Origin of the sequence: Alcanivorax nanhaiticus (assembly GCF_000756665.1) — a bacterium.
GTDB classification, from domain to species: Bacteria; Pseudomonadota; Gammaproteobacteria; order Pseudomonadales; family Alcanivoracaceae; genus Alcanivorax; species Alcanivorax nanhaiticus.
Genome location: NZ_ARXV01000001.1, coordinates 154379 through 177484, shown reverse-complemented (window position 1 = coordinate 177484; position 23106 = coordinate 154379). Strand labels below are relative to the sequence as shown.

Here is a 23106-nt window from a genome sequence, read left to right as displayed (position 1 = left end):
TTGACCCCAGACACAGGCCAACTGTGCATTTTACCACCGTCTGAGCCTGTGAAACTTGCGCTCACCAGTGCAATCCAGTATCCAGAGAGGCCACCACCAAAAAGCGCCGCCCCCACCGAGCGGTGCAACAGCCAGGAGAGCTTCACCGTGACAGATTTGCCCCGCGATTTTGACCGTGACGGACTGTTGGAATATTCCGTGGTCTTCACGGACCGGTCCCTGAATCACATGTCTCAGCAGTTTCAGCAGGTCATGCGGGATATCTCCGACAATCTCAAGAAAGTCTACAACGCGGATACTGTCACGGTGGTTCCCGGCGGTGGCAGCTTCGGGATGGAGGCGGTGGCACGTCAATTTGCCACTGGCCAGCATTGCCTGGTGATCCGGAATGGCTTTTTCAGCTACCGCTGGAGCCAGATCTTCGAGATGGGGAGCATTCCCGCCTCGGAAACGGTCCTCAAGGCCAGCCCGGTGGATGACACCCCCAATGCCCCCTTTGCACCGGCTCCCATTGAGGAGGTTGTTGCGGCCATCAAGGCCGAAAAGCCCGGCATGGTGTTCGCGCCGCATGTGGAAACGGCTTCTGGCATTATCCTGCCGGATGATTACCTCAGACAGGTGGCGGATGCAGTGCACAGCGTAGGTGGGTTGTTCGTGCTCGACTGTATCGCCTCCGGCACCATCTGGGTGGACATGAAGGCCATTGGGGTGGATGTGCTGATCAGTGCCCCGCAAAAGGGCTGGAGTTCTTCTCCCTGTAGCGCGTTGGTGATGATGAGTGAGGCTGCCGATGCACGCCTGCAGGAAACCACGTCCACCAGCTTTGCGGCAGATCTGCGCAAATGGCGTGACATCATGATTGCCTACGAAAAGGGCGGTCATGCCTATCATGCCACCATGCCCACTGATGCCCTGCGCGGTTTCCGGGACACCATGCTGGAAACCCTTCAGGAAGGGCTCACTGCAGTGAAAGAACGTCAATGGAAGCTGGGCGTGGCGGTACGTGAGCTTCTGGCGGAAAAAGGGTTCGCCAGTGTGGCAGCAGCGGGATTCGAGGCGCCGGGTGTGGTGGTCTCTTACACCACGGATGATGCTATCAAGAGTGGTGCCGCCTTCATCAAGCTGGGCATGCAGACCGCGGGTGGTGTGCCGCTGATGTGCGATGAGCCGGCAGACTTCAAGACCTTCCGGGTTGGGCTGTTCGGGCTGGACAAGCTGGGCGACGTGGATGCCGCTGTGGCTCGTCTGAAGAATGCGTTGGAGCAGCTGTAAAGCAGTTGACAGTGGATAGTTGGCAGTTGACAGCTAACGGCGAAAAAACAGCAGACTGTGTGGTGTTGCTGCATGGTTTGGCGCGAACGGCGCGGGCCATGAAAAAGATGGAAAAAGCGCTGGTTGATCACGGTTATGTGGTGATTAATCAGGGCTATCCGTCTACTCGCCACGACATTCCTGCCCTTGCTGCTTGCACCCTGCCAAAGGCACTGGCCCGTTGTCAGGGCGAGGGCAGTATTCACTTCGTCACCCATTCCATGGGTGGCCTCCTGCTGCGTTATTATCTTGGCCAGAACGCCATCCCGCGTCTGGGTCGCACAGTGATGCTCGGCCCGCCGAATCAGGGCAGTGAAGTTGTGGATCGTCTTGGCAGCTGGGCTCCGTTTCGCTGGGTCAACGGACCCGCGGGCAGCCAGATGGGCACAAAGCGCGATAGCTTGCCTGTTCAGCTCGGCCCGGTCGATTTCCCCTTGGGGGTGATTGCTGGCAGCCGCACCATCAATTTTCTCCTCTCTACCCTGTTGCCCGGCCCCAATGATGGCAAAGTCACCGTGGAGCGCACCAAAATCCAGGGCATGCAGGATCATCTGGTACTGCCAGTGACTCACCCGTTCATGATGCGAAATGATCGCGTGATCGAGCAGGTGAAGATGTTTCTGGGCAGTGGAAGCTTTCACAAGACCAGGCTGGACTCAGAATGAGTATGCAAGAGCATTTCGTATTGCTGGCAAACTACAACCAGTGGATGAATACGAAAGTCTATGAAGCTGCCGGGCAGCTTGATGCGGCGGCATTGGCTCAAGATCGGGGCGCTTATTTTGGCTCGATTCTTGGCACCCTGAATCACATCCTGGTGGCAGACATTATCTGGCTGAAGCGATTTGCTACGCACCCCTCCTGTGGCGAAGTGCTTTCTGAGGTGACAAAGCTGCCTGATCCGATCGGTCTGGATCAATGCCTGTTTGCTGATCTGGAAGCACTGACTGCTCAGAGGGTGTGGCTGGATCGGACAATTACTGACTGGGTGGATCGGCTCGATGACGCTGATATGAGTCATGTGTTGAACTACCACAATGTCAAACGAGTTCCAGGGCAGAGGCGCTTCTCAAGCCTGGTGCTGCATTTCTTCAATCATCAGACGCACCACCGGGGGCAGGTTTCTACGCTGCTTTCGCAAGCGGGAGTGGATCTGGGTGTCACTGATTTGCTCGCCCTGATACCCGATCAGGACCAGGCGTAAAGACGGACCTTCAACGGAGGGGCGTTGTGCGATGAAAAGAAGGGCGCCTTCATACCACTGAAACCCGGACTCTCCACTGTGATAAAATAGCCCCTCAGTTGAACCCGGAACCCATCATGCTCGTATATCTCCTTGTGGCCTGTGACGGCCTTGATGAAAAACAGGAAAAGAAGCTCAAGCGTAATCTGCCGGAATTACAGGCGGCGCTACGGGCGTATGTAGAAGACAGCGGGGATAGCGGTCTGGCATTGATCGATGAATGCGATAGCGATGAGTGTGAGGAGTGGCAGCTAGGCATTAGTCAGCCGGTCAAGAAAAAGGCGGAATTGAAACCGTTGGTGGCCTTGTTCGATGAACTCGCCAGGAAATATGGTTTTGACTGCGAGGCGGGCTCGATTGAGGATGGTCAGCGTGATCCGGTGAGTTATTTTGGAAAGCAGGAAGGGCAAGGGGATGCTTTCCTGATCGCCGCCTATCTGGGTTTGTAGTAAATCCAAATCTGACTGTTAAATCCTTCGTCTACATGTCGTCTTCTATGCCTGAAGTGCTTATGCGCGGGCAGGGATCTGCCCGCGCTTGTCTGTGAAGTCTCACGCTCAGGCGGCAGCGCTTTTCTGACCAGTGTCCGAGTACTGGTTGGCGTCGGTGGTGTATTCGGCGTGACCGTACTCCACCAGTAACTCCTTGATGCGTTTCACCAGTATCCGGTCGGCAATTTTGTTGGCGACCGGGATGTCCTGGAGCACCCGAAAGGCAGTAAGGCGGGGAAGGACGAACAGGTTGCCCACAGTGAATAAGGCGTAGTCGAGCAAATGTGGTTCAACGCCCATTTCCCTGGCTTTGGTTTTATCCTTTCGACCGAGAAAAGCTTCAGTAAAAAAGACCTTGGAATAGCTGCGTTCCACCATGTTATGGAGTTTGCTGAGCAGGCGTTTGTCTTTGGGGCGATACACAGACATGGTTGCTCGCGTCAGTTCACCGCAGGTCTGATGGTCATACCCTTCCCGCAGCGTGCCGGAGTAGGTCAGCATGGTGTCGATAATATCTTGCGCATTGGCCGGCAGCAGTTCCTCGGGCAGGCCTAACAGAAAGCACTGGTAACGGGAGAGTTCGACAATGGCTCTTTCATTTGGTGTGAACTCGGTGCGGCCCTTGCGCATGGCTTTGAAGGCGGTCAGGTAGGCCGGCATGGTGCCTGCGGGCATTTGATCCACCTGGGGAATGGGAATGCCATAGACGGCTGGGTCCCAGAGCCCGCCTTTGTCCGGGGTAGAGCGCTTGAGGATGTTGAAGCGCACCATGGAATGCATCAGTCGTACCATGGCAGCGGCCTTGAAGCCGGGGCCAAAGCGCTCCAATGCGCCTGGCAGGGTGGCAGTGGTAAAGAAACTGGAGGTCTCATTGATGCGCTGGTTGACAGAATCGTTGGCCAGGGTACCGGTGATCGCCATGGGCAAGCCGGAGTATTTGTTCATGAAGGTGGCCACGAAGGCGCCACGAATTACCCATGGCGCCAGATTGGCCATTTGGTTACGGCTCAGGCGGGCACCTTCTCGTACCAGATCCATGTCGACCCAGTCCGGTGTGTGTTCCATGGCATGAATAAAATCCAGCAGTTCCTGTGGGGCATCTTCCACGGCATCCAGACCTTCGTCGCAGGCCTGTTTCAGCATGGTGATCAACCGGCGAAATCCATACTGCGGCATCAGGGCGGCATAAGCATCCGCTACCGTATCGCCAAGCAGGGTATAGGCGCGGGCGCGCTCCACTTTCTCCTTGTCTTCAAGAATTGCCGGGCGGTATTTGCCTGCAAACTTGCTGGGAAGCGTGCTGCGAACGTTCAGATCATCGGTAAAGCGCTCCGGGGTGGCATCAAAATCGATGTCGCCGTAGAGGGAAGGGATTCGGGTTTTCTGGGCTCGCACTTTTTCCCAGAGTGTATCCAGCGATTTGGACATTTCAGCCTCGTCATGACGCGGGTATTTAGGTAATACATAGCGTTTACCTCGGGGGCGGGCAATGGCGGAAACTGACGTGTTTGGAACTCATGGGTTTTTGGCGCGGAATGACTACGAAAAGGAAACAGCAGGGACGGGAATGTTGAGCTACGAGCTACACCGATTGGATTAGGGAAGGCCCCCCGGGTGCGACCACGAAAGGCCGATGCTAATGCATCGCGACGGAACCGTCGCTCCCACAGTTGACTCCTGCCCTCTGGCCTTTGGCGACCTTTACGCAGGGTTCTGCGTCCTGCGCTTCTTCACCTCACACCACACATTCCCGCTAATCCGTGATAAACCTAAGAAAGCCTGGACTGTGGAGCCCAGGCCGCATTTGCTTTTCGAAACTCGAAACTCGAAACTCGAAACTCGCTACTTCCTTCTACTCCTGAGCATCCATAGCCGCTTTGTAGAGCGATTTGCGTGGCTCGGCAAAGACCTTGCGCAGCATTGGCTCGAAGTATTCCAGGGGCAGAGTTTCCCCCTCAGGATCAAACGCGGGAGCATCGTACTTGCTGACGAATTCCACCGTCTGTTTGAAGTGCGGGTGCTCTTTGAAGTTGTCGCGCAGGTTGCGGTCCATCCCCAGATAGTGGAAGAAGTAATAACCCTGAAAGATGCCGTGGTGCTTGACCATCCAGTGGTTGGCTTCACTCACGAACGGTTCCAGCAGCACGGCGGCAACATCGGCATGGTTATAGGTGCCCAGTGTGTCGCCAATGTCGTGTAGCAGGGCGCAGACCACATATTCGTCATCCTTGCCGTCGCGGTGGGCGAGGGTGGCGGTTTGCAGGCAGTGTTGGTAGCGATCAATCTGGAAACCACCAAAGTCACCTTGTAGCAGGCGCAGGTGGTCCATGATGCGATCCGCCAGGCCGGTGCGGAAATTCCCGAAACTGTCGGCAATGATTTTCCAGTCTTCGGCGGTGCCGTCTTTCATGTGCCTGAAATCAGCACGGGGTTGGCTCATGTCATTCATGTCGGCTCTCCCGGTTGATGATGTGTTGTTGTTAGTCGGCGTAGCCGGGATTCTCACGGTCCAGTTTGCGTAGCAGGCCAGGCCAGGCCAATTTGCCGCCCATGCCCTTGGTTACCTGATCGGCCTGTTGTTTGATGGTCTGCACAATGCCGTCCGGGATGGGGGTCAGGGGGCGATTGCCAGACAGCGCCTGCAGCTGGATTTCACAGGCCCGTTGCAGAATGAACATGTTCAGGAAGGTATCTGCCACGCTGCTGCCTACCGTGAGCAGGCCATGGTTACGGAGGATCATAAAGTTGGTGGAACCCAGGTCCGCTTGCAGGCGGGCTTTCTCGTCCTCACGCAGGGCAACCCCTTCATAGTCGTGATAGGACAGATTGGATAGCGGGAACAGGCTCTGCTGGGACAGGGGTAGCAGGCCCTCCTGCTGGGCAGATACTGCCACGCCGGCAGTGGTGTGGGTATGCATGACACAGGTGGCGTCATCGCGAACCGCATGAATCGCACTGTGAATGGTGAAGCCGGCGGGGTTGATATCGAAGTCATTGGGATCAAGCTTGTTTCCGTCCTGATCCACACGCACCAGGCTGGAGGCGGTGATCTCGTCGAACATCATTCCGAAGGGGTTGATCAGGAAGTGATGTTCTTCTCCCGGCAGGCGTGCAGACAGGTGGGTAAAGATCAGATCGTCCCAGCCAAACAGGGCGATCAGTCGATAGGCCGCGGCAAGATCCACCCGCAGTTGCCACTCTTCTGCACTTACCTGGTCTTTTCGAGAGGGGATGCTGGCTGGGTCCAGTTGCACCTTGCTATTCATGGTTCGCTCTCCGGTTTCATTATTGGTATGTCCTGAGTGTAGGCCCGTGGGGTTTGGAAAGACTGTCAACAGGTTTACAATTGGTGAATGCTGAATGTGGTCGAAGTTTTAAGAGCTTGCCCGCTGTTTCAGGGCTTTCCTGATGTTGCCATTGTGGAGGCAGCCCCCCATGCCCGGGTGCGGCGCTTTGACAAGAATGGGCCGGTTTACGAAAAGGGGGAGCCCCAGGTCTGGTTGTGCGTGATTGCCTCCGGGATGGTACGGATTCATTCAGTCAATGCGCAGGGGCAGGAGGCATTGCTGATCGTGCTGGATCAGGGAGCCTGGGTGGGGGATGCGGTCTTTGCCCCGGGTGCTGAGCGTGTTTATGGTGCTACCGCTCATACCGCCGCCGAGATAGTGGAACTGCCCGGCGATTTCTTCCGTGCCTTGATGGCCCGTTATCCGGAAAGTTATCCGGTGGTACTCGATTGCATCAGCCGACGATTATGGTCGGCCATGACGCTGATTGAAGAAGATGCGTTACGGGGAACGTTAACCCGTATCGGGCGGCGTCTCCTGTTCCTCTGTGACATGCAGCGCGGAGGTCAGCGTGGTGCTGACGGTCCGGTGAGAGTGGCGCTGACCCGTGAACACATTGCCAGCATGATGGGGATGACGCGGCAGGGGGTGCACAAGACGCTTAAGCGGTTTGAGTCGGAAGGGCTGATTGAACTGGGTTACGGCTTTATCACGGTAAAAGACGAACAGAGGCTGACCGACTTTCTGGCATCGTCTCCCGATTAAGAATGCTCGCGGTGTTTTCAGGAAGAGCACTGCTGGTCCCTTTGGATGCCGCTTTTCAGGAATAGACTAGCCTCAGGGACAACTATTCAAGTTAGCTGCTAGCTGGTTACTCCTTCTCTCGGTTTTCTGAATTCTTTTTCCCTAATACCTCCAGCTAATAAATTTAATACCTAAAAACATTTTTATACGCTATCAATTAATACTTTTGGCTATTTTTAATTAACTAAGTCTGCCATTAATGATTGCTGATATAGCAAAAGCATCCAGAAAATTTGTTGACATAACTTAAGTTAAATTCATTAGACGGTTCGCGTCACATTTTAACGAAAAGCCCGTAGAACGGACTTTTTCCCGCCGTTAGGATTTCCTCCAACAGTTAAGACTAAGAATAAATTCTTAACAGGTCATGGGCACTCATCATGGAGGTGATGTCTCAATTGGCATAAGGAGAAAATTCAGGAATAAAAAATGTGTTCTTTATATAAAACGCTTGTATTTATTTTCACCCTAAATGTTATTGGCTGTGGGGGGGCGGAGACCCCGACCGCAGTATCTGAGCCGGAGGGTGGAACGGGGAGTTATGAGGTTGGTAAAGAGACGGGTTCGGGTTCTTCGGAGAGTGGCGATCAGGAAACCATTATTAGCGAAGAGACGCAGAGCGGTGAGGATTCCACATCCGGCAAAGTCGGCCTTAAAGAATCGTTTGTCCCCCCTTTTTCCACCAGTGTTCACCAGTATGAAGTCACCGATGGTGTGATCGGGAAGAAGACGATTTACACAGATGAACTGCTGACGTTTCCAGAGAAAGACTATTTTTATTTTCAGGATAATTATCTGGTTTATGACCTGACCCGAGAGGGGAAAGCCAAGAAACGCTCTGAACTTCGGCAGTATCCGGAATGGAATGTGGCGAACGAGAACATGATGAAGGGCACCCTTCGTCTTGAGGCATCCCCGCTCAATGAATACACCTGGATGCAATTGCATCGCAAGGAGTCCTATTCGGTGAAGCCGCCGCTACGTTTGACCTGGGCCAAGTCGCAATCCATTGATGGCAAGGTCTACAAGGATTATCTGGTGGCGGTTATCTATCACGAGAAAACGGGCTACAAGAAAGTCCCACTGATGCCGCGGCCGTCAGGTGACATGGTCGCCGAGTTGCGTGCTTATAACCATCAGGTGTTTATCACTATTAATGACACCTTGCTGCATGTTGAGAATGTGTCTGACTGGGGGGGCTACAAATGCTATTTCAAGGCAGGACTCTACCTGTCGGGAAGCGAGGCCGCCGAGGGGCAGGCCCGCGTTGGGATGGCCAACCTGGAATATAGCATCGAGGGTTAGCCGGGCAGAGAGCATGGCTTTGAAAAGGCGCTGGGTGACATGCGCCTTTCAGATTCATCGCGAAATTGCGGCGGTGCAGCACGGCCAGACGTTGGGCTTTTACCTATACGAACGGGCATGGATGGGAATGGACGTCCCTGGCTTGTGAGTGACAATAAGGGGAAAAGGAGACGGAGGGTTTAACGGACGAGAGCCCGCCATTGGCGGCGGGCCCTGTCTGCGGAGCTAGCGGACTTCCATGCCGGGTTTTGCGCCACTGTCTGGCGAGAGGATATGGATGTCCTCTCCACCTGGGCCGGCAGCCAGTACCATGCCTTCTGAGATGCCGAACTTCATCTTGCGGGGGGCCAGGTTGGCCACCAGCACGACCAGTTTCCCTTCCAGATCTTCAGGGCTGTATTTGGCCTTGATGCCGGCAAAGACATTGCGCTCACCCAGCTCGCCCACATCCAGAGTGAGCTGGAGCAACTTGTCGGCGCCGTCCACATGGGCCGCCTTTGCTACCCGTGCCACGCGAAGCTTTACCTTGAGGAAATCATCAATGCTGATGGTCTCTTCCCCGGTGGTATCCGATTGGGTTTTCGGCGCGGCAGTTTTTTCAGCCTTGCCGCTTTCAGCAGGGGCATCCTTGGATTTGGAGTCTTCCAGCATGGCTTCAATCTGCTTCATGTCGATGCGGCCAAGCAGAGGCTTGAACTTGGCAATTTCATGGCCAAGCAGCAGCGTATTGGCATCAGCCCAGGCAAGAGGTGCTACTTGCAGGAAGGCTTCGGCTCGCTCTGCCAACGCGGGCAGAACTGGCTTGAGGTAGATCACCAACAGGCGGAATACATTGATAGCAGTGCTGCAAATGGCCAGCACTTCCTGTTCCTTGCCTTCTTCCTTGGCCAGGGCCCAGGGTGCCTTGTCGGCAATGTAGCCGTTGGCGTGGTCTGCCAGCGCCATGATCTCGCGCATGGCCTTGCCGAATTCGCGCTGTTCGTAGAACTCTGCAATGCGTGGGCCGGCTTCCTGTACTTCGCGGACCAGCATCGGGTTATCCAGTTCAGTGCTGAGCGAACCACCAAATTTCTTCACGAAATTACCGGTTCGGCTGGCAATGTTCACCAGTTTACCTACCAGATCGGAGTTCACTCGTTGGGCAAAGTCTTCCAGGTTCAGGTCGAAATCATCCACCCGGCTGGACAGCTTGGCGGCAAAGTAATAGCGCAGGTATTCGGGGCCGAGATGATCCAGATAGGTGCGTGCCTTGATGAAGGTGCCGCGGGACTTGGACATCTTGGCACCGTTAACGGTGACAAAGCCGTGGCTGTAGATGGCGGTCGGCTTGCGCAAGCCGGCACCTTCCAGCATGGCAGGCCAGAACAGACCGTGGAAGTTGATGATGTCCTTGCCGATAAAGTGGTACAGCTCGGCGTTGGAGTCCTTGCCCCAGTAGTCATCGAAGTTGAGGCCTTCACGCTCGCAGTAGTTCTGGAAGCTGGCCATATAGCCGATGGGCGCATCCAGCCACACGTAGAAGTACTTGCCCGGGTAGCCGGGGATTTCGAAGCCGAAGTAGGGGGCTTCGCGGGAGATATCCCAGGGTTGCAGGTCTTCGATCCATTCCTGCAGTTTGTTGGCTACCTGTTCCTGCAGGGCGCCGGAGCGGGTCCAGTCGCGCAACATGTGTTCAAATTTTGGCAGATCAAAAAATAGCTGTGTCGTTTCTTTCTCTACCGGAGTGGCGCCACTCACGGCAGAATAGGGCTCGATCAACTCTGCTGGTGAGTAGGTAGCACCACAGACTTCGCAGTTATCGCCGTACTGATCCTGGGCTTTGCATTTGGGACAGGTGCCCTTGACGAAGCGGTCTGCCAGGAACATACCCTTTTGGGGATCATACAACTGGGTAATGGCCTTCTCGACAATGTAACCTGCGTCTTTGTTTCGCAGGAAGACCATTTCGGAAAGGGCCCGGTTCTCCGGGCTGTGGGTGCTGTAATAATTGTCGAACTGGATCTGGAAGTCGGCAAAGTCCTGCTCATGGTCAGCTTTGACCTGAGCGATTTGCTGCTCCGGGGTGACTCCATTCTCTTCGGCCTTGAGCATGATAGCGGTGCCGTGGGCATCGTCTGCACAGACATAGGTGCACTGCTGGCCACGGAGCTTCTGGAAACGTACCCAGATATCCGTCTGGATGTATTCGAGAAGATGTCCCAGGTGGATTGGGCCGTTGGCGTAGGGCAGGGCGCTGGTCACCAGGATCTTGCGTGGTGTGTCACTCATGAGAACAGGGTCGTTTATCCGGTAAAAGGGCCGCCTATGATACGGGGACAGCGCGTCTTTTTCATCCTGTCTGGGCAGTCATCCAACGGGAACTGCCGCTGGTAGAACGTCGGACTACTTTTGCTGGCTAGGCTGGTATGAATCCAGATGGCAGGATAGCCCGACATAACTCGAATAATCCGCTTTAAGCTGTAGGGGTAGTAGGGGAATGACACTTCGTTCACGAATTCGCTGGCTGCTGGTGGTTGCGGCAACCTGCTGTGTGTCACTGATTTCCGTTGCCCTTTATCAGGTCAACCAGTCCTTTCTTGATCGTCTCAATGAGCAAAATGCCGGCCGGGAGCTGCAGAAGGTAGAGTCCGCGTTTCTGGATCAGCTTTCCGTACTGCGGGTCCGCGCCGAGGATTGGACTCAACAGCCTGACAAACCACCACTCAAACTGGACGGTGTTGGTCACCTGGACCTGCTAATGGCCCTGGATAACGACAGAATTGTCTGGCAGCAGGGGGCCCAAGCGCTGGTGGCGGACGGTGTGGCGCAGCGCCTGGTGGGGCAGTTTGCCCAGAGCTGCTCTCCGATGTGGGGCGTGGTCAGGGCGGATGGCCGTGCCTTGCTGTTTATTACAGCAGTCGAGAACCAGTGTGAGGCTTATCTGCTGGGGGTCTGGCTGGACAGTGACTGGATGAGCTATCTGTCGGACCGGGTAGGCCACGCCCTGTATGTACGGGACATTCCGGCGGGTACGGCGCCTTACCGTGGTCTGGCCGGTGCCAGTAGCGATGCCCTCCATGGCCGTTTCCCCTTGCCCGATTATTTGGGTGGGCAGCCGCTGGAGGTGGTGGTGGAGCTGCCGCGGGATGGCATGGGTACCATGATCAGCTCGGTGGTGGCGATGGTGGTGATCATGTTCGTGCTCACCGGGTTAACCGTGTTTTTGGTGAACGTGCGGATTCAGGTCATGCTGTTTGGCAGGCTGAGGATGGTGCACAACGCGGTGCGATCCATTGCCCGTGGTGGGGCGCTGGATCAACGCTTGCCGGTGCTCAGCGATGACGAGATCGGCGAATTGGCGACAGATTTCAACAGCATGGTCGATAGTATTGATCATGCCCAGAAACAGCTGGCCGAAGCACGCATGCAGGCGGAGGGTGCCAGCAAGACCAAAAGTCAGTTCCTGGCCAACATGAGCCATGAAATTCGCACTCCAATGACCGCGATTCTCGGCTATACCGAATTGCTGCGAAACGGGACGTTGTCTCCCGGCGATCAAAAGCGCTACCTGAGCATTATCCAGCACAACGGTGATGCCCTGCTGGCGTTGATCAATGATGTTCTGGATCTGTCCCGGATCGAGGCGGGACAGGTAATGAGCGAGCAGCGTCTGTTTTCACCCCAGGAGTTGCTGGACGAAGTGGTCGACAGCCTGCTGCTAAAAGCCCGGGAGAAGGGGCTGGAGCTGAAGCTGGAGCTGCTGACACCGCTGCCTGCCGCCTTGTTTGGCGATTTGTTCAGGCTGCGCCAGATCCTGGTGAATCTGGCGGGTAATGCGGTGAAGTTCACTGAACACGGCCATGTTTGTGTGAAGACCAGCTGGGACGGGCTGGCCCAGAGCCTGAAAGTGAGGGTGGAGGACACCGGCATTGGGATCAGCGAGTCCCAGTTGAAAAGCATCTTCCAGCCCTTCTCGCAGGCCGATGCGTCTCACTCCCGCCGTTATGCGGGCACTGGCCTTGGCTTGAGCATTGCCCGTGAACTTGCCAGGGCACAGGGCGGGGACATCACGGTGTCGAGCCGAGTGGGGCGGGGTAGCCAATTTGAACTGGTATTGCCACTGGCGGTAGCCAATGAAGTGCCGGTGAGTGCTGATACCCCGACACCGAAGTCGGAGTCCGCCAAGGGGCTGTTGAGCGGAAGGGTGCTGCTTGCCGAAGATAATCTGGTCAACCGGTTATTTGTCCGCAAGGTGTTGGAAAATGCCGGCTTAAAGCTGGTCGAAGCGGAAAATGGCAAAGAAGCCTGCCGGGAGTTTGCGGATAATCCTGATTTCGATCTGATCGTGCTGGATATGCAGATGCCGGAGATGGATGGTTATCAGACGGTGGTGGAACTACGGGAGCGGGGCTTTACCGGGCCGGTGCTGGCCTTGACTGCCAATGTGCTGGCAGCAGATCGCCAGCGTTGCCTGGATGCCGGCTGTGATGAATTCCTTGGTAAACCGGTACGCATCCAGGATCTGGTTCAGGTCTGTTCCCGCCTGTTGCATCAGGCGGAAACGTCGTTGGATCTGGAGAGCTGAGCACGTTTGATCGCCTCGCTTACCTGTTGCTGGGCAACCGGCTTGCTCAGATAGTCATCCATGCCCGCATCGCGGGCTTTTTGAACATAATCTCCGGTGGCATGGGCAGATAGCCCTATGATCCAGCAATGCGGCTGGCTGGATTGCTCGGCTTCCATTTGCCGAATGGAGGAGGTGGCAAGGTAACCATCCATTACCGGCATTTCACAATCCATGAAGCAGATATCCCAGTAATTGGGCTGTTCATTCACCAGCTTGAAAGCCTCTTCACCATTGCCCACCAGGGTAGGCTGGACGCCCAGCGATTTCAGGATGCTCTCAATCACCAGCTGGTTGACCGGATTGTCTTCCGCAACGATCACGTTCAGGCGATTGGCTTGATCCAGAATAACAGTCTGTTCCGCCAGCGCGCTCTCCACGGCGAACTCGTCCTTGCCGGTGACCAGGCTGCGTTTTAGCGCCTGACAGGAGAGCGGCGTTTCAATCAGCAGCAGGTCTTCTGGCAGGGTGTCACTGAGCGGGGTGCCGGTGGGATGCAACAGCACCAAAGTGGGAGAGTGGAACTGCTTGCGCAATCGTTCAACGGTGGATGAAGTTGCCATCACATGCTGTTCTGCGATGACAAAATCGACGGGCTGATCTGGAATGGAAGGGTCCAGCGCAGATTCCACATCGCGGAATTCCAGGGTCTTGGCTCCCCAGCGGCTAAGCAATTGCGACAGACTGAGCAATTGTGCGGGAGTGCTGGAGATCACAACCGCGGTACGGTTCTTCAGCACCGGTTTTGTCGTGCTTTGGGCGACTTTCACTGGTAGTGATAGCCAGAATGTGGCGCCGCGGCCCAGTGAGCTGCTGACGCCGATATCACCACCCAGCAAATCGCTGAGGCGCTTGCAGATTACTAGCCCAAGGCCTGCGCCTTTCTGATCGCCAGTGTGGCGGACTTCACTGACGGTTTCGAACAGGGAGGCCTGCTGTGCTTCATCCAGACCTGTACCGGTATCGACTACCTCAATCATCAATACACACTGGTTATTGTTGTTTACTGGTTGCTTGAGTGTCACATGGAATGCCACGCTGCCGCGCTCGGTAAACTTGAAAGCATTGCTGAGCAGGTTGGTGAGGATCTGTTTCAGGCGTATCGGATCGGTACGGATGATATCCGGTACACGGCTGTCGATATGGATGTGCAGCGGCACTTTCTTTTCACTGGAGCGCAGGGCAAACAGGCGGACACAATCATCAACAACGCTCTCCAGGGCTACGTCCTGAAAATCCAGTTCCAGTTTGCCGGATTCAATCCGTGAATAATCCAGAATATCGTTGATGACGGTGAGCAATGATTGGGTTGATTGGTAGATGGTACTCACATACTGGGCTTGTTGTTGTGTGAGCGCGGTACGACGCAGTAGATCCGTCATGCCCATGATGCCATTCATGGGGGTGCGAATTTCATGGCTCATGGTAGCGAGAAATTCACTCTTGGCATGATTGCGGGCGCCGGCCTTGAAGGCTTCCATTTCCGCGATGGCACGATCCCGGATGGAATCGGAGTGCGCTTCCTTGAGACGGTTGATGCGCCGCGCCAGAGCCAGAGACAGCAGAACCACTTCCACAAAAACCCCTACCTGCAGCAGGTTTTCGGTAAAGGAATTACGCGGCACCACACCGTATTTGTTGAGCGCCATACTGGCGGCGCCCATGATGAAGCACGCCCAGGCAACGGTGAAAATACGCGCGTCAGGGTCGTTGTGGCGGGAGCGTACCAGGCCAACCCAGAGGATGCTGAAATCCATCACCAGAATTGCCAGCACCGAGACAGGAATCAGGAATTCCCGGCTGGTGAAGGGTGTCGCCAGAAACAATATGCCCCCGGTGATCACGAGTCCCTTCATCCAGACGGCAAGACGAGGTGCCTTCTGGTTCAGGGACAGAAAGTGGAGAGTGAACAGGGAAGGCAGTAGCACCAGCAAGGGTAGCAGGAAGTGAATGATGTGACTGCTGATCAGCGTTGAATGTGGCCATAGATAACGCTGGGCATAACCCTGCAATACGGCCAGGTAAAGGGTGATCGCCAGTGACCAGCACACATAGATCAGATACGCCTTTTCCCGCACAGTGAAGAACAGCGAGAGGTTGTAGAGAATCATCACCAGCATGCCACCAAAAAACAGGCCCTGTACCAAGGTTCGTGTCAGGAAACCGGATTCGAACTGTTCTTTGGAAACCAGGGATAGTGGCAGCTGGATACTGTGTGCTGACCTGACCAGAATATAGAAATCACTATCGACCCCGGTGGGTAGAGAGGCAGGAAAAGCCGGGATGGGATAGTTGTTGCTGCGTACGCTGAAATCACGATCCATTCCAGCTTGATAATGGCTGACGATATTGCCGCCCGCATCCAGCTGGTAGGCGTCCACTTCACCCAGCATGGCGTAGTCGATCAGCAGGAACCAGTTTTGGTGCAGTGGGTTGTGATTTCGTACGGTCAGGTGGAACCAGCATTTGTCACTGGTGAAACCAAGGTTGGCGACACTTTCTTCTGTAGTCTGCCAATCCAGAGGGGAGCTTTTGCGCACGGCGTTGATATCAGGCGTCTTGTCTGCGGGAAAGCAAAAATATTTTATCCCGGATTTGGGATAGAGAATTTGTTGCTGATCACCAATAATCTGCATACCGGGGCCGTGGCCATGGGCCTGCGTCACCAGTATTTGCAGAAAAAAAGCAACAACCAGTAAAAAACCGAATCGTACGTCCCTGGACACAGTTGGGTTCCTGATAAAGGTGGGGCACCTTTGCCGGTGTTATTGAATTATCCCCTTACCAGAATGCTAGCAGTGTGGGGCCGGGGGCTCAATTAGAGGGGTAGGTAATGTCACGGATGGTGAACCGCTTCGCGGTTGGCCCGGTTGTGGGGGAAACAGGGGTAACCCATGCAAGGTTATTTGGTGCCTTGCCGACGGATACCCTGGTGGCAGGAGAGAAGCGCATGTGGGGCCGCGTGCGCTGGCGTCCCGAGGGTGATCTTGGGTGGTCTGACACACTGCGATTTCGGCTCAATGGTAATTTTGATGGTAGCGGTGTAGTGGTGCTCAATGGGCTGCAAGCGGGTACCCGGTATCAGATACAAGCCGGTTGGATCAGCAGTGAAGAGCTGGATACGCCGCTGGATTGGCAGCACATCGAGATCGGGCAATTGGTGACAGATCAACCGGATGCTGCTGAAACCCGTTTTTTGTTTGGTTCCTGTTGTTATCGTTTTGTGGGCCTGGATGGAAAAATTCAGGATGACCGGGCGGATAAAATCTTTGCCGAAATGTCGGCTTTATCCCAACAGGTTAATCCTGATTTTGTGCTGTTCGGGGGCGATCAGGTGTATGCCGATTCCATGCATAGCCTGGGTGCGGCAGAAAGCCGTGAGGATTTTTTCAGCCTATACCGAGAAAGTTTTTCCCAGCCGCACCTGGCCCGTCTGCTGAGAGAGACCAGTAATTACATGATTCTCGATGACCATGAAATCGAGAATAACTGGCCGGCAAGGGCAGACGCTGCGCGCTGGACCAGCAAATACCCGGCGGCGATCAAGGCTTATCAGATCTATCAAGCTTCCCATTCGCCCGCGTCGCCGTTGAATGCAGCCGGGACTTATCTGGATCGAGATCCTGACAAGTTCTGGTACACCTTCTCCAGGGGGCCGGCAGACTTTTTCGTGATGGATGTGCGTACGGAGCGGGTGCTGAGCCGCTGGCCATGGCAGCGCAAGATGATCAGTGATGATCAGGAAGCCGCATTCCGCACCTGGCTGGATCTCAACCCGGATCGAATCAAGGTGCTGGTTAGCTCGGTGGTCCTTTTCCCTGAGCAACGCCGGCCATTTCGAGGCAGGGACGCCTGGGAAGGTTTTCGACACCAGCGGCAGCGCTTGCTTCAGGCGATGGCGGATAGCCCCAGCGAGAAGTTGGTGGTCATGAGCGGCGATGTGCATGCCTCGCTCTATGCCAGCCTGACCCTTCAGGGAGGCAAACGTGTGCATAGCTGGACGTGCTCGGGATTGTTCTGGCCAACAGCGCTAATGGCATTCCGCTGGTATCGGCCGATGCTACGAGTACCGGGATTGCTCTATGGCGGTTGGGGCAAGCCTCTGGGGCAAGTGAGTGTGCCGGGGCAGGTGTATAGCGATAACGCCTTCTCGGTGGTGTCTTTCGACACTGGGGGGGCGCACTTTGCGCTCTACGACCGGCGTCAGCGTTATGTGGAGTCCGCAAGCCAGCAGATTCACTGGTAAGGCTGGTGGGAGTAGGCGAGGGCGTCGCTCAGCTATGGCAAATGGCTTACAGGATCTGGGGGTGATGTCGACTTATCTCCCCGATGGGGATTGCCTAAAGTTACTCCCGCAAGGACGCGATAGAACATGGATGTTCAATTTTCGGCCCGGTACAGCCCGCCCGTCAGCCCCCAAACTGACGGGCGTTTCTTTTTGCTCCTCTCGCTGGCTCGCAGTTTCCTGCCTGTACACCCTCCGCTTTGCCTATTTGTCACCAAGCCACGATAATGCGCCGGATTCGAAGCGGAGCCGATGATGTCTGAACAAACCGAAGAACGTGAAATCCTCAGAGCCAAACTGAATCAGGAGACGGCCAAGGCTGGTTGGGGGGAGCTGCTGCCCTTTTTTGCCCGTGGCCAGACGGTCTCGGTTGCTCCCGGGCTGGATTTGATCGACGTGGCATTGGCTTTTTCGGAAGACAATGCCGGGCAAATCACTCTCTGGAAAGAGAAGGGGCTGGTGGACAAGGTAACCGATGAGCAGGCTGCTCAGTGGTTTGACTCAGACCAGACCCTGTGGACGGTCGTCGTGATGCCTTGGGTGCTGGTCCAGCCGGAGCAACTGCAATAGTGGCTGGTTAGGAACCTCTGAATAACGCCTCTTGGTGCGTACCGCTCTTGAGTCTTGCCTTCGACGGTCAGGGGGCTCCCTTTTCGACAGGCAAGGCGAAGCCGATGTGAGCTTCAGCTTGAGCCTTTATGCCCGCGATGCCGCTAATTCTGTGCTGCCTGTCGGCTAGTGCTGAGTGCAGTACCTGTAACGTCACGAAAATGATGCCTCCATCGGGATACGCCCTGCTGATCATTGAATTGATGCCTGCCTGATCGGGCCTCGTTGCTGTAATGGCAGCTGCCAGGGTGGTATTGCCGTATGGCTCCGGTATAGAGTGAGGTAAAGCCTGCCAAAGCGTTATTTGGCTGGCTAGCCGACGCCGGAGGATACGATGCAGGATGACATCTCCCAACGTCAGACGCTGTTGCTGGCCCAGCTGGAACGAATGCTGTCGGTCCAGATTCCGAGTGAAGAGCAGCCCCTGTTTCGCAGTTTCCTTTCTGCCTATTTTGAAACCGCCAGCCATGCGGCGCTGAATGCCCGTACCCCTGAACAACTCTTCCAGATGGCCCGTGATCATTGGCAGCTGGCTTGCCGTCGCGACCAGGATCTACTGATCGAAATCTGCCCTCCAGCACGAGCGGGAGAGATGGCCTGCCTGCGCACGCTCACCGATGACATGCCGTTTCTGGTGGATTCGGTGGCCATGGCAGTGCGCGATGCGCACACCGCTATCGACTGGACGATTCACCCGGTATTGCGCCTTCGCCGTAATGACGAGGGGCAGATTCTCCAAATAGACGGAACCGGTGATGGCGAGCATCCGGCCGAATCGCTGATTTATGTAGAGTTCGAGCCGCTGGCCAGCGAAGCAGAATACGAGGCACTACGGGAGCAGCTTGCCCTGGTGCTGGGCGAATTGCGGGTGGTGGTGAGTGATTATCACGCCATGCTGGATCGCCTCAAGGCAACCCGGGATAACCTGTCCAGAGACTACCCGGAAAGGGATCAGGATGAACTGGCAGAGGCTTGTGCCTTCATTGACTGGCTTGAGCAAGAGCACTTTACCTTTCTCGGTTATGCCCGGTCCCATGCCCATAATGTCGGAGAGCTAACCCAGCTTCAGCTGGATGATAATGCGGGCTTGGGGGTGGCCCGTGAGGGTAGCCGTTATGCGGATGCCGATCAGTTTATCGCCCCTCATGAAGAAATGGCCAAGTACATTGCTCACGGGCGTTTAGTGGTGGTGACCAAGGCCAATATGCGCTCCTCTATCCATCATCCCCACTACATGGATGTGATTTCCATCAAGCGATTGGCGGAGGATGGCAGCGTTGAAGGAACCGATCGCTATATCGGTCTGTTCTCTCTGGACGCTTATATCAACCGACCCCGTGATATTCCGCTTATTCGTCGCAAGGTAAACCATGTACTGGAGCGATCACGGTTACCGGAGCGCTCTCATTCCGGGAAACATCTGCGCGATATTATCTATCAGCTGCCGCGGGATGAATTATTCCAGTGCAGTGAAGAGGAATTATTCCATGTGTGCATGGGGGTGCGGGCGCTGCGTGATCGCCATCATCTGCGGCTGCTGATGCGTCGGGACCGTTATGGCCGTTTCTATTCCTGCATGGTGTACTTGAGCCGCGAGCGATTTTCCCGGGAACTACGGGATAAGGTGACCGAGGAGCTCAAACGACTCTGCAACGGTATCTCCGTGGAACGCACGGTGGATTTCCTGCGTGAAGGATTGGCACGTATCCACTGCATTATCCGTATTCCCCAGGGCACCCGGTTAGGCATGACGGAAGGCCAGGTAGAGGAGCGGTTGCTGACCGTGACCCGTTCCTGGTCGGATCAGTTACGGGCGATTCTTCATGAAGAGGGCGAGGAGGGCGCGGCGCTTTCCATGCGCTATGCGGACGCCTTTCCTGTGGGGTATCAGGAACAGATTACGCCGATGGAGGCGGCGGCAGATATTCATTATCTGGCCAAATTGTCGGATCAGCAGCCTGTATTGCCCAGCCTGTGTGTGAGTGAAGAAGGCAGTCTCGCTTGCCCCACTTGTTTGCGCCTTTTCAGCCTGGGCAAGCCGCTGGCACTTTCCGAAATTTTGCCATTGCTGGAAAACTTTGGATTACGGGTGATCAGTCAGGAGCCCTCACGGATTACGCTACGAGAAGGCAAGGATCAGTGGGTGCAGTCTTTCACCATCAGCGTCAAAGGCGATTGTGCGCTTGGGCCGGTGCAGCAGAAGCGTTTCTTCGAAGAGGCCTTCCTCGCCTGCTGGCAGGGACAGACCGAGAATGACGGCCTGCATCGATTGGTGTTGCTGGCGGGGCTGAATGCTCGGCAGATTGTGTGCCTGCGGACCCTGACCCGTTATCTGGTGCAGACCGAGCTGCCTTTTTCACAAGGGTATATGGAACAGTTGCTGGCGGACCATGCGTCGATCGCCCGGTTGCTGGTGCAGTTATTCGAGAACCGTTTTGAGCCCGGTGCGAAGGATACACAGCGGCAGCAGGAAGGAATGGCGTTAGCCCAGGCACTGGATCATGAGCTGGACCAGGTCGCCTCTCTGGATGGTGACCGGGTACTTAGAGCCTTCCTGAGTGTGGTGAGAGCAGGGCTGCGCACCAATTTTTATCAGCCGGATGAAGAAGGGCACAGCAAGACTTATGTGAGCCTCAAACTGGATCCGACCAAGGTGGCGGAACTGCCCCCTCCGTTACCTATGTTTGAAACCTTCGTGTATTCCCCGCAGATGGAAGGTATTCATCTGCGCGGAGGCCCGGTGGCCCGTGGTGGTTTGCGCTGGTCGGATCGTCGGGAAGACTTTCGCACGGAAGTGCTTGGCCTGGTGAAGGCGCAGATGGTCAAGAACGCCATTATTGTACCGGTGGGTGCGAAAGGCGGTTTTGTGGTGAAGCAAGGGAATCCAGCCGAGCGTGATGCCTGGCAGGAGCAGGGAGTGGCCTGTTACCAGCAGTTTATCCGTGGTCTGCTGGACATCACCGATAATCGTGAGGGCGATACCGTAGTGGCTCCACCCTCGGTGGTGCGTCATGACAGTGATGATCCCTACTTGGTGGTGGCGGCCGACAAAGGTACAGCCACATTTTCTGATATCGCCAATGGGTTGGCGCAAGACTATGGCTTCTGGCTGGGTGATGCCTTTGCCTCCGGCGGGAGCGTGGGGTATGACCACAAGAAGATGGGCATCACCGCACGGGGAGCCTGGGAAAGCGTGAAGCGCCACTTTCGGGAAATGGGCAAGGATATTCAGCGCGAGCCCTTCACCGTGGTGGGTATTGGTGACATGGGCGGGGACGTATTTGGCAACGGTATGCTGCTGTCAGAGCAGATCCGGCTGGTGGCGGCATTTAATCATCTACATATCTTCATCGATCCGAATCCGGATCCGGCGAGTACCTTTCGTGAACGGCAGCGACTCTTTACGACCCGTGGGGCGACATGGGATGACTTTGACAGGACGTGTCTTTCTGAAGGGGCGGAGGTGTATTCCCGTTCGGCCAAGAACATTCGTCTCAGTGAGCAAGCCTGTGAGGCATTGGGGATTGAACAGGCCAGCCTGACGCCAGCTGAACTGATTCGCGCCATCCTCAAAGCGCCGGTGGAATTGCTCTGGAACGGCGGGATTGGCACTTACGTCAAAGGCAGCAATGAGAGCCCGGCCCAGGTAGGAGACCGGGCCAATGATGCGATTCGTATCAATGGTCGTGAGTTGCGCTGCCAGGTGGTGGGCGAGGGCGGTAATCTGGGGCTTACCCAGCTTGGCCGGGTAGAGTTTGCCCTGCATGGTGGACGCATCAATACCGACGCCATCGATAACTCGGGGGGCGTGCATAGCTCTGACCGGGAAGTGAATATCAAAATCCCGCTTAACCAGATGTTGCAGGCCAACACCCTGACCCACGATGAGCGTGATCCTCTGCTGGAGAGCATGACCGATGATGTGGCGGATGCGGTTTTGCGTGATAACTACGTACAGAGCCTGGCGTTGAGTTTGCTGGAGTACGATGCGGCCAGTCGCCTGGAGGAACACGCTAATCATTTACGCATGCTGGAACGCCAGGATGCGCTGACACGGGCGGTGGAATTTCTGCCTGATGACGAAAGCCTGACTGAGCGCCGTACCCGTGGCAAGGGGCTGACCCGTCCGGAGTTATCGGTGCTGCTGTCCTATACCAAAAATGCCCTGTTCGATGCCTTGCTGGCCTCGGATGTACCCGATGACCCGTTCTTTGATCGCGATGTACTGGGGTATTTCCCGCCCGCATTAGTGGAGCGCTATTCGGATGCGTTGCTACATCACGGATTGCGTCGCGAGTTGATCGCCACGGTATTGGCCAATGCGGTGGTCAACCGCATGGGCTTTGCTTTTGTACACCGCTTTTCAGATGAGCATGGCCTGTCGTTACATCGCCTGGTGAAGGCCTACGCCATGGCGCACGCTGTGTTTGATAGCGATGTGTACTGGGCTACCGTGGATAGACTGGACAGTGTTGTCGATAGTCAGGTGCAGCTGAGGTTGTATGGTCGGGTCATTGGCTTGCTCAAGCACATGACCACCTGGTTGTTGTTTTATAAGTGGGGGCGGCGTCCGGTGGCAGAGGCGGTCAGCCGTTTCAGCCAACCGATAGCCGAACTGGAACAGCTGCTGCCGGATATTCTGCCGGGTAGTTATCTTGAGGAATGGCAGCAGGCGGTGGCTGGTATGGGGGAGGATGGTGTTCCGGAGCAGGAAGCCCGGGTATTGGCCAATACCATGGTACTGGGCTGCGCGCCGGATATTGTCGAGCTTGCCTCCCTGGCCCAGGTGCCTATGCAATTGGCGGCGCAGGTATATTTTATCATTGGCGATCAGCTGAATATTCTCTGGTTGCTGTCGGCGATTATCGACTTGAAAGTGAATGGTAAATGGCAAGCGCTGGCCCGGGCCAATCTGCGTGAAGATACTTACCGGTTGCATCGTCAGGTGGCCGCCAAGGTTCTGGAGCATCCGGGGGAGACCGCAGAGGAGCGTTTTCTGCACTGGAAAGACAGTGCCCAGAATAAAATCGCATTCGGTATTCACCGGCTGCAGGCGCTGCGCACGGACAGCCATCATGATTTCATGACCCTGGCCGTGGGGGTGCGCGAGCTGCGCAAGTTGCGGCTTTTGTAACGGAACGAATCGCGGCTTCTTGTTGATCGAATCT

15 protein-coding genes are annotated in these 23106 nt (G+C 55.7%); 10 read left to right on the top strand and 5 right to left on the bottom strand.

What is annotated here, in order from left to right:
- The first annotated feature begins 147 nt into the window (after window positions 1-147).
- From Y5S_RS00785 to Y5S_RS00770, 4 genes are all read left to right on the top strand, one after another.
- Window positions 148-1272 carry an aminotransferase class V-fold PLP-dependent enzyme gene (locus tag Y5S_RS00785; protein ID WP_035229427.1) on the top strand — a complete coding sequence of 375 codons (1125 nt, stop codon included), beginning with the start codon at window positions 148-150 and terminating at the stop codon, window positions 1270-1272.
- A gap of 11 nt (window positions 1273-1283) precedes the next feature.
- Window positions 1284-1976 carry an esterase/lipase family protein gene (locus tag Y5S_RS00780; RefSeq protein ID WP_331280419.1) on the top strand — a complete coding sequence of 231 codons (693 nt, stop codon included), beginning with the start codon at window positions 1284-1286 and terminating at the stop codon, window positions 1974-1976.
- Window positions 1973-2515 (top strand): DinB family protein, encoded by a 543-nt coding sequence (locus tag Y5S_RS00775; protein ID WP_035229425.1) that lies wholly within the window; start codon window positions 1973-1975, stop codon window positions 2513-2515. Before Y5S_RS00780 ends, Y5S_RS00775 begins: the two co-directional genes overlap by 4 nt.
- Window positions 2516-2631: 116 nt before the next feature.
- Window positions 2632-3003 (top strand): hypothetical protein, encoded by a 372-nt coding sequence (locus Y5S_RS00770; RefSeq protein WP_035229423.1) that lies wholly within the window; start codon window positions 2632-2634, stop codon window positions 3001-3003.
- Window positions 3004-3111: 108 nt separating this feature from the next.
- Here Y5S_RS00770 and Y5S_RS00765 read toward each other — a convergent pair whose 3' ends face one another.
- From Y5S_RS00765 to Y5S_RS00755, 3 genes are all read right to left on the bottom strand, one after another.
- Window positions 3112-4473: an oxygenase MpaB family protein gene (locus Y5S_RS00765; protein WP_035229420.1), complete on the bottom strand. Its 1362-nt coding sequence runs from the start codon at window positions 4471-4473 to the stop codon at window positions 3112-3114.
- 424 nt (window positions 4474-4897) lie between these two features.
- Entirely contained in the window at window positions 4898-5494 is a 597-nt protein-coding gene (locus tag Y5S_RS00760; RefSeq protein WP_035229417.1) for an HD domain-containing protein, read from the bottom strand.
- Between the two features lie 31 nt (window positions 5495-5525).
- On the bottom strand, window positions 5526-6311 hold the full coding sequence (locus tag Y5S_RS00755) for a class II aldolase/adducin family protein (RefSeq protein ID WP_081939599.1): 786 nt from the start codon (window positions 6309-6311) through the stop codon (window positions 5526-5528).
- 87 nt (window positions 6312-6398) lie between these two features.
- On the opposite strand from Y5S_RS00755, the gene Y5S_RS00750 reads away from it, so the two are divergent.
- Both Y5S_RS00750 and Y5S_RS00745 read left to right on the top strand, forming a co-directional pair.
- Window positions 6399-7097, top strand: coding sequence for a Crp/Fnr family transcriptional regulator (locus tag Y5S_RS00750; RefSeq protein WP_035229415.1), 699 nt, complete (start codon window positions 6399-6401; stop codon window positions 7095-7097).
- Window positions 7098-7565: 468 nt separating this feature from the next.
- A complete protein-coding gene (locus Y5S_RS00745) occupies window positions 7566-8441 on the top strand; it encodes a polysaccharide lyase family 7 protein (RefSeq protein ID WP_035229412.1) in 876 nt (291 codons plus the stop codon).
- Window positions 8442-8666: 225 nt separating this feature from the next.
- Here Y5S_RS00745 and metG read toward each other — a convergent pair whose 3' ends face one another.
- Entirely contained in the window at window positions 8667-10709 is a 2043-nt protein-coding gene (gene metG / locus Y5S_RS00740) for a methionine--tRNA ligase (protein WP_035229410.1), read from the bottom strand.
- 208 nt (window positions 10710-10917) lie between these two features.
- Here metG and Y5S_RS00735 point away from each other — a divergent pair, with 208 nt between their 5' ends.
- Window positions 10918-13005 (top strand): hybrid sensor histidine kinase/response regulator, encoded by a 2088-nt coding sequence (locus Y5S_RS00735; RefSeq protein WP_035229407.1) that lies wholly within the window; start codon window positions 10918-10920, stop codon window positions 13003-13005.
- On the opposite strand, the gene Y5S_RS00730 is transcribed toward Y5S_RS00735, so the two are convergent.
- A complete protein-coding gene (locus Y5S_RS00730) occupies window positions 12972-15770 on the bottom strand; it encodes a hybrid sensor histidine kinase/response regulator (RefSeq protein WP_035229405.1) in 2799 nt (932 codons plus the stop codon). The genes Y5S_RS00735 and Y5S_RS00730 overlap by 34 nt on opposite strands.
- Before the next feature lie 107 nt (window positions 15771-15877).
- Here Y5S_RS00730 and Y5S_RS00725 point away from each other — a divergent pair, with 107 nt between their 5' ends.
- The 3 genes from Y5S_RS00725 to Y5S_RS00715 all read left to right on the top strand — a co-directional run bounded on the left by Y5S_RS00725 (window position 15878) and on the right by Y5S_RS00715 (window position 23072).
- The gene (locus Y5S_RS00725) at window positions 15878-17290 is read left to right on the top strand and encodes an alkaline phosphatase D family protein (protein WP_035229402.1); all 1413 of its coding nucleotides are present in this window, start codon (window positions 15878-15880) and stop codon (window positions 17288-17290) included.
- A 294-nt stretch (window positions 17291-17584) separates the two neighbouring features.
- On the top strand, window positions 17585-17899 hold the full coding sequence (locus tag Y5S_RS00720) for a DUF2288 domain-containing protein (protein WP_035229400.1): 315 nt from the start codon (window positions 17585-17587) through the stop codon (window positions 17897-17899).
- A 373-nt stretch (window positions 17900-18272) separates the two neighbouring features.
- Window positions 18273-23072 carry an NAD-glutamate dehydrogenase gene (locus tag Y5S_RS00715; protein WP_035229398.1) on the top strand — a complete coding sequence of 1600 codons (4800 nt, stop codon included), beginning with the start codon at window positions 18273-18275 and terminating at the stop codon, window positions 23070-23072.
- Window positions 23073-23106 lie beyond the last annotated feature (34 nt).

What these genes read in the sequence shown, in the direction of transcription:
- Y5S_RS00775 (WP_035229425.1), top strand. Translation starts at nt 1,973, where the DNA reads ATGAGTATGCAAGAGCATTTCGTATTGCTGGCAAACTACAACCAGTGG.
- Y5S_RS00770 (WP_035229423.1), top strand. Translation starts at nt 2,632, where the DNA reads ATGCTCGTATATCTCCTTGTGGCCTGTGACGGCCTTGATGAAAAACAG.
- Y5S_RS00765 (WP_035229420.1), bottom strand. Translation starts at nt 4,473, where the DNA reads ATGTCCAAATCGCTGGATACACTCTGGGAAAAAGTGCGAGCCCAGAAA.
- Y5S_RS00760 (WP_035229417.1), bottom strand. Translation starts at nt 5,494, where the DNA reads ATGAATGACATGAGCCAACCCCGTGCTGATTTCAGGCACATGAAAGAC.
- Y5S_RS00755 (WP_081939599.1), bottom strand. Translation starts at nt 6,311, where the DNA reads ATGAATAGCAAGGTGCAACTGGACCCAGCCAGCATCCCCTCTCGAAAA.
- Y5S_RS00750 (WP_035229415.1), top strand. Translation starts at nt 6,399, where the DNA reads ATGCTGAATGTGGTCGAAGTTTTAAGAGCTTGCCCGCTGTTTCAGGGC.
- Y5S_RS00745 (WP_035229412.1), top strand. Translation starts at nt 7,566, where the DNA reads ATGTGTTCTTTATATAAAACGCTTGTATTTATTTTCACCCTAAATGTT.
- metG (WP_035229410.1), bottom strand. Translation starts at nt 10,709, where the DNA reads ATGAGTGACACACCACGCAAGATCCTGGTGACCAGCGCCCTGCCCTAC.
- Y5S_RS00735 (WP_035229407.1), top strand. Translation starts at nt 10,918, where the DNA reads ATGACACTTCGTTCACGAATTCGCTGGCTGCTGGTGGTTGCGGCAACC.
- Y5S_RS00725 (WP_035229402.1), top strand. Translation starts at nt 15,878, where the DNA reads ATGTCACGGATGGTGAACCGCTTCGCGGTTGGCCCGGTTGTGGGGGAA.
- Y5S_RS00720 (WP_035229400.1), top strand. Translation starts at nt 17,585, where the DNA reads ATGTCTGAACAAACCGAAGAACGTGAAATCCTCAGAGCCAAACTGAAT.
- Y5S_RS00715 (WP_035229398.1), top strand. Translation starts at nt 18,273, where the DNA reads ATGCAGGATGACATCTCCCAACGTCAGACGCTGTTGCTGGCCCAGCTG.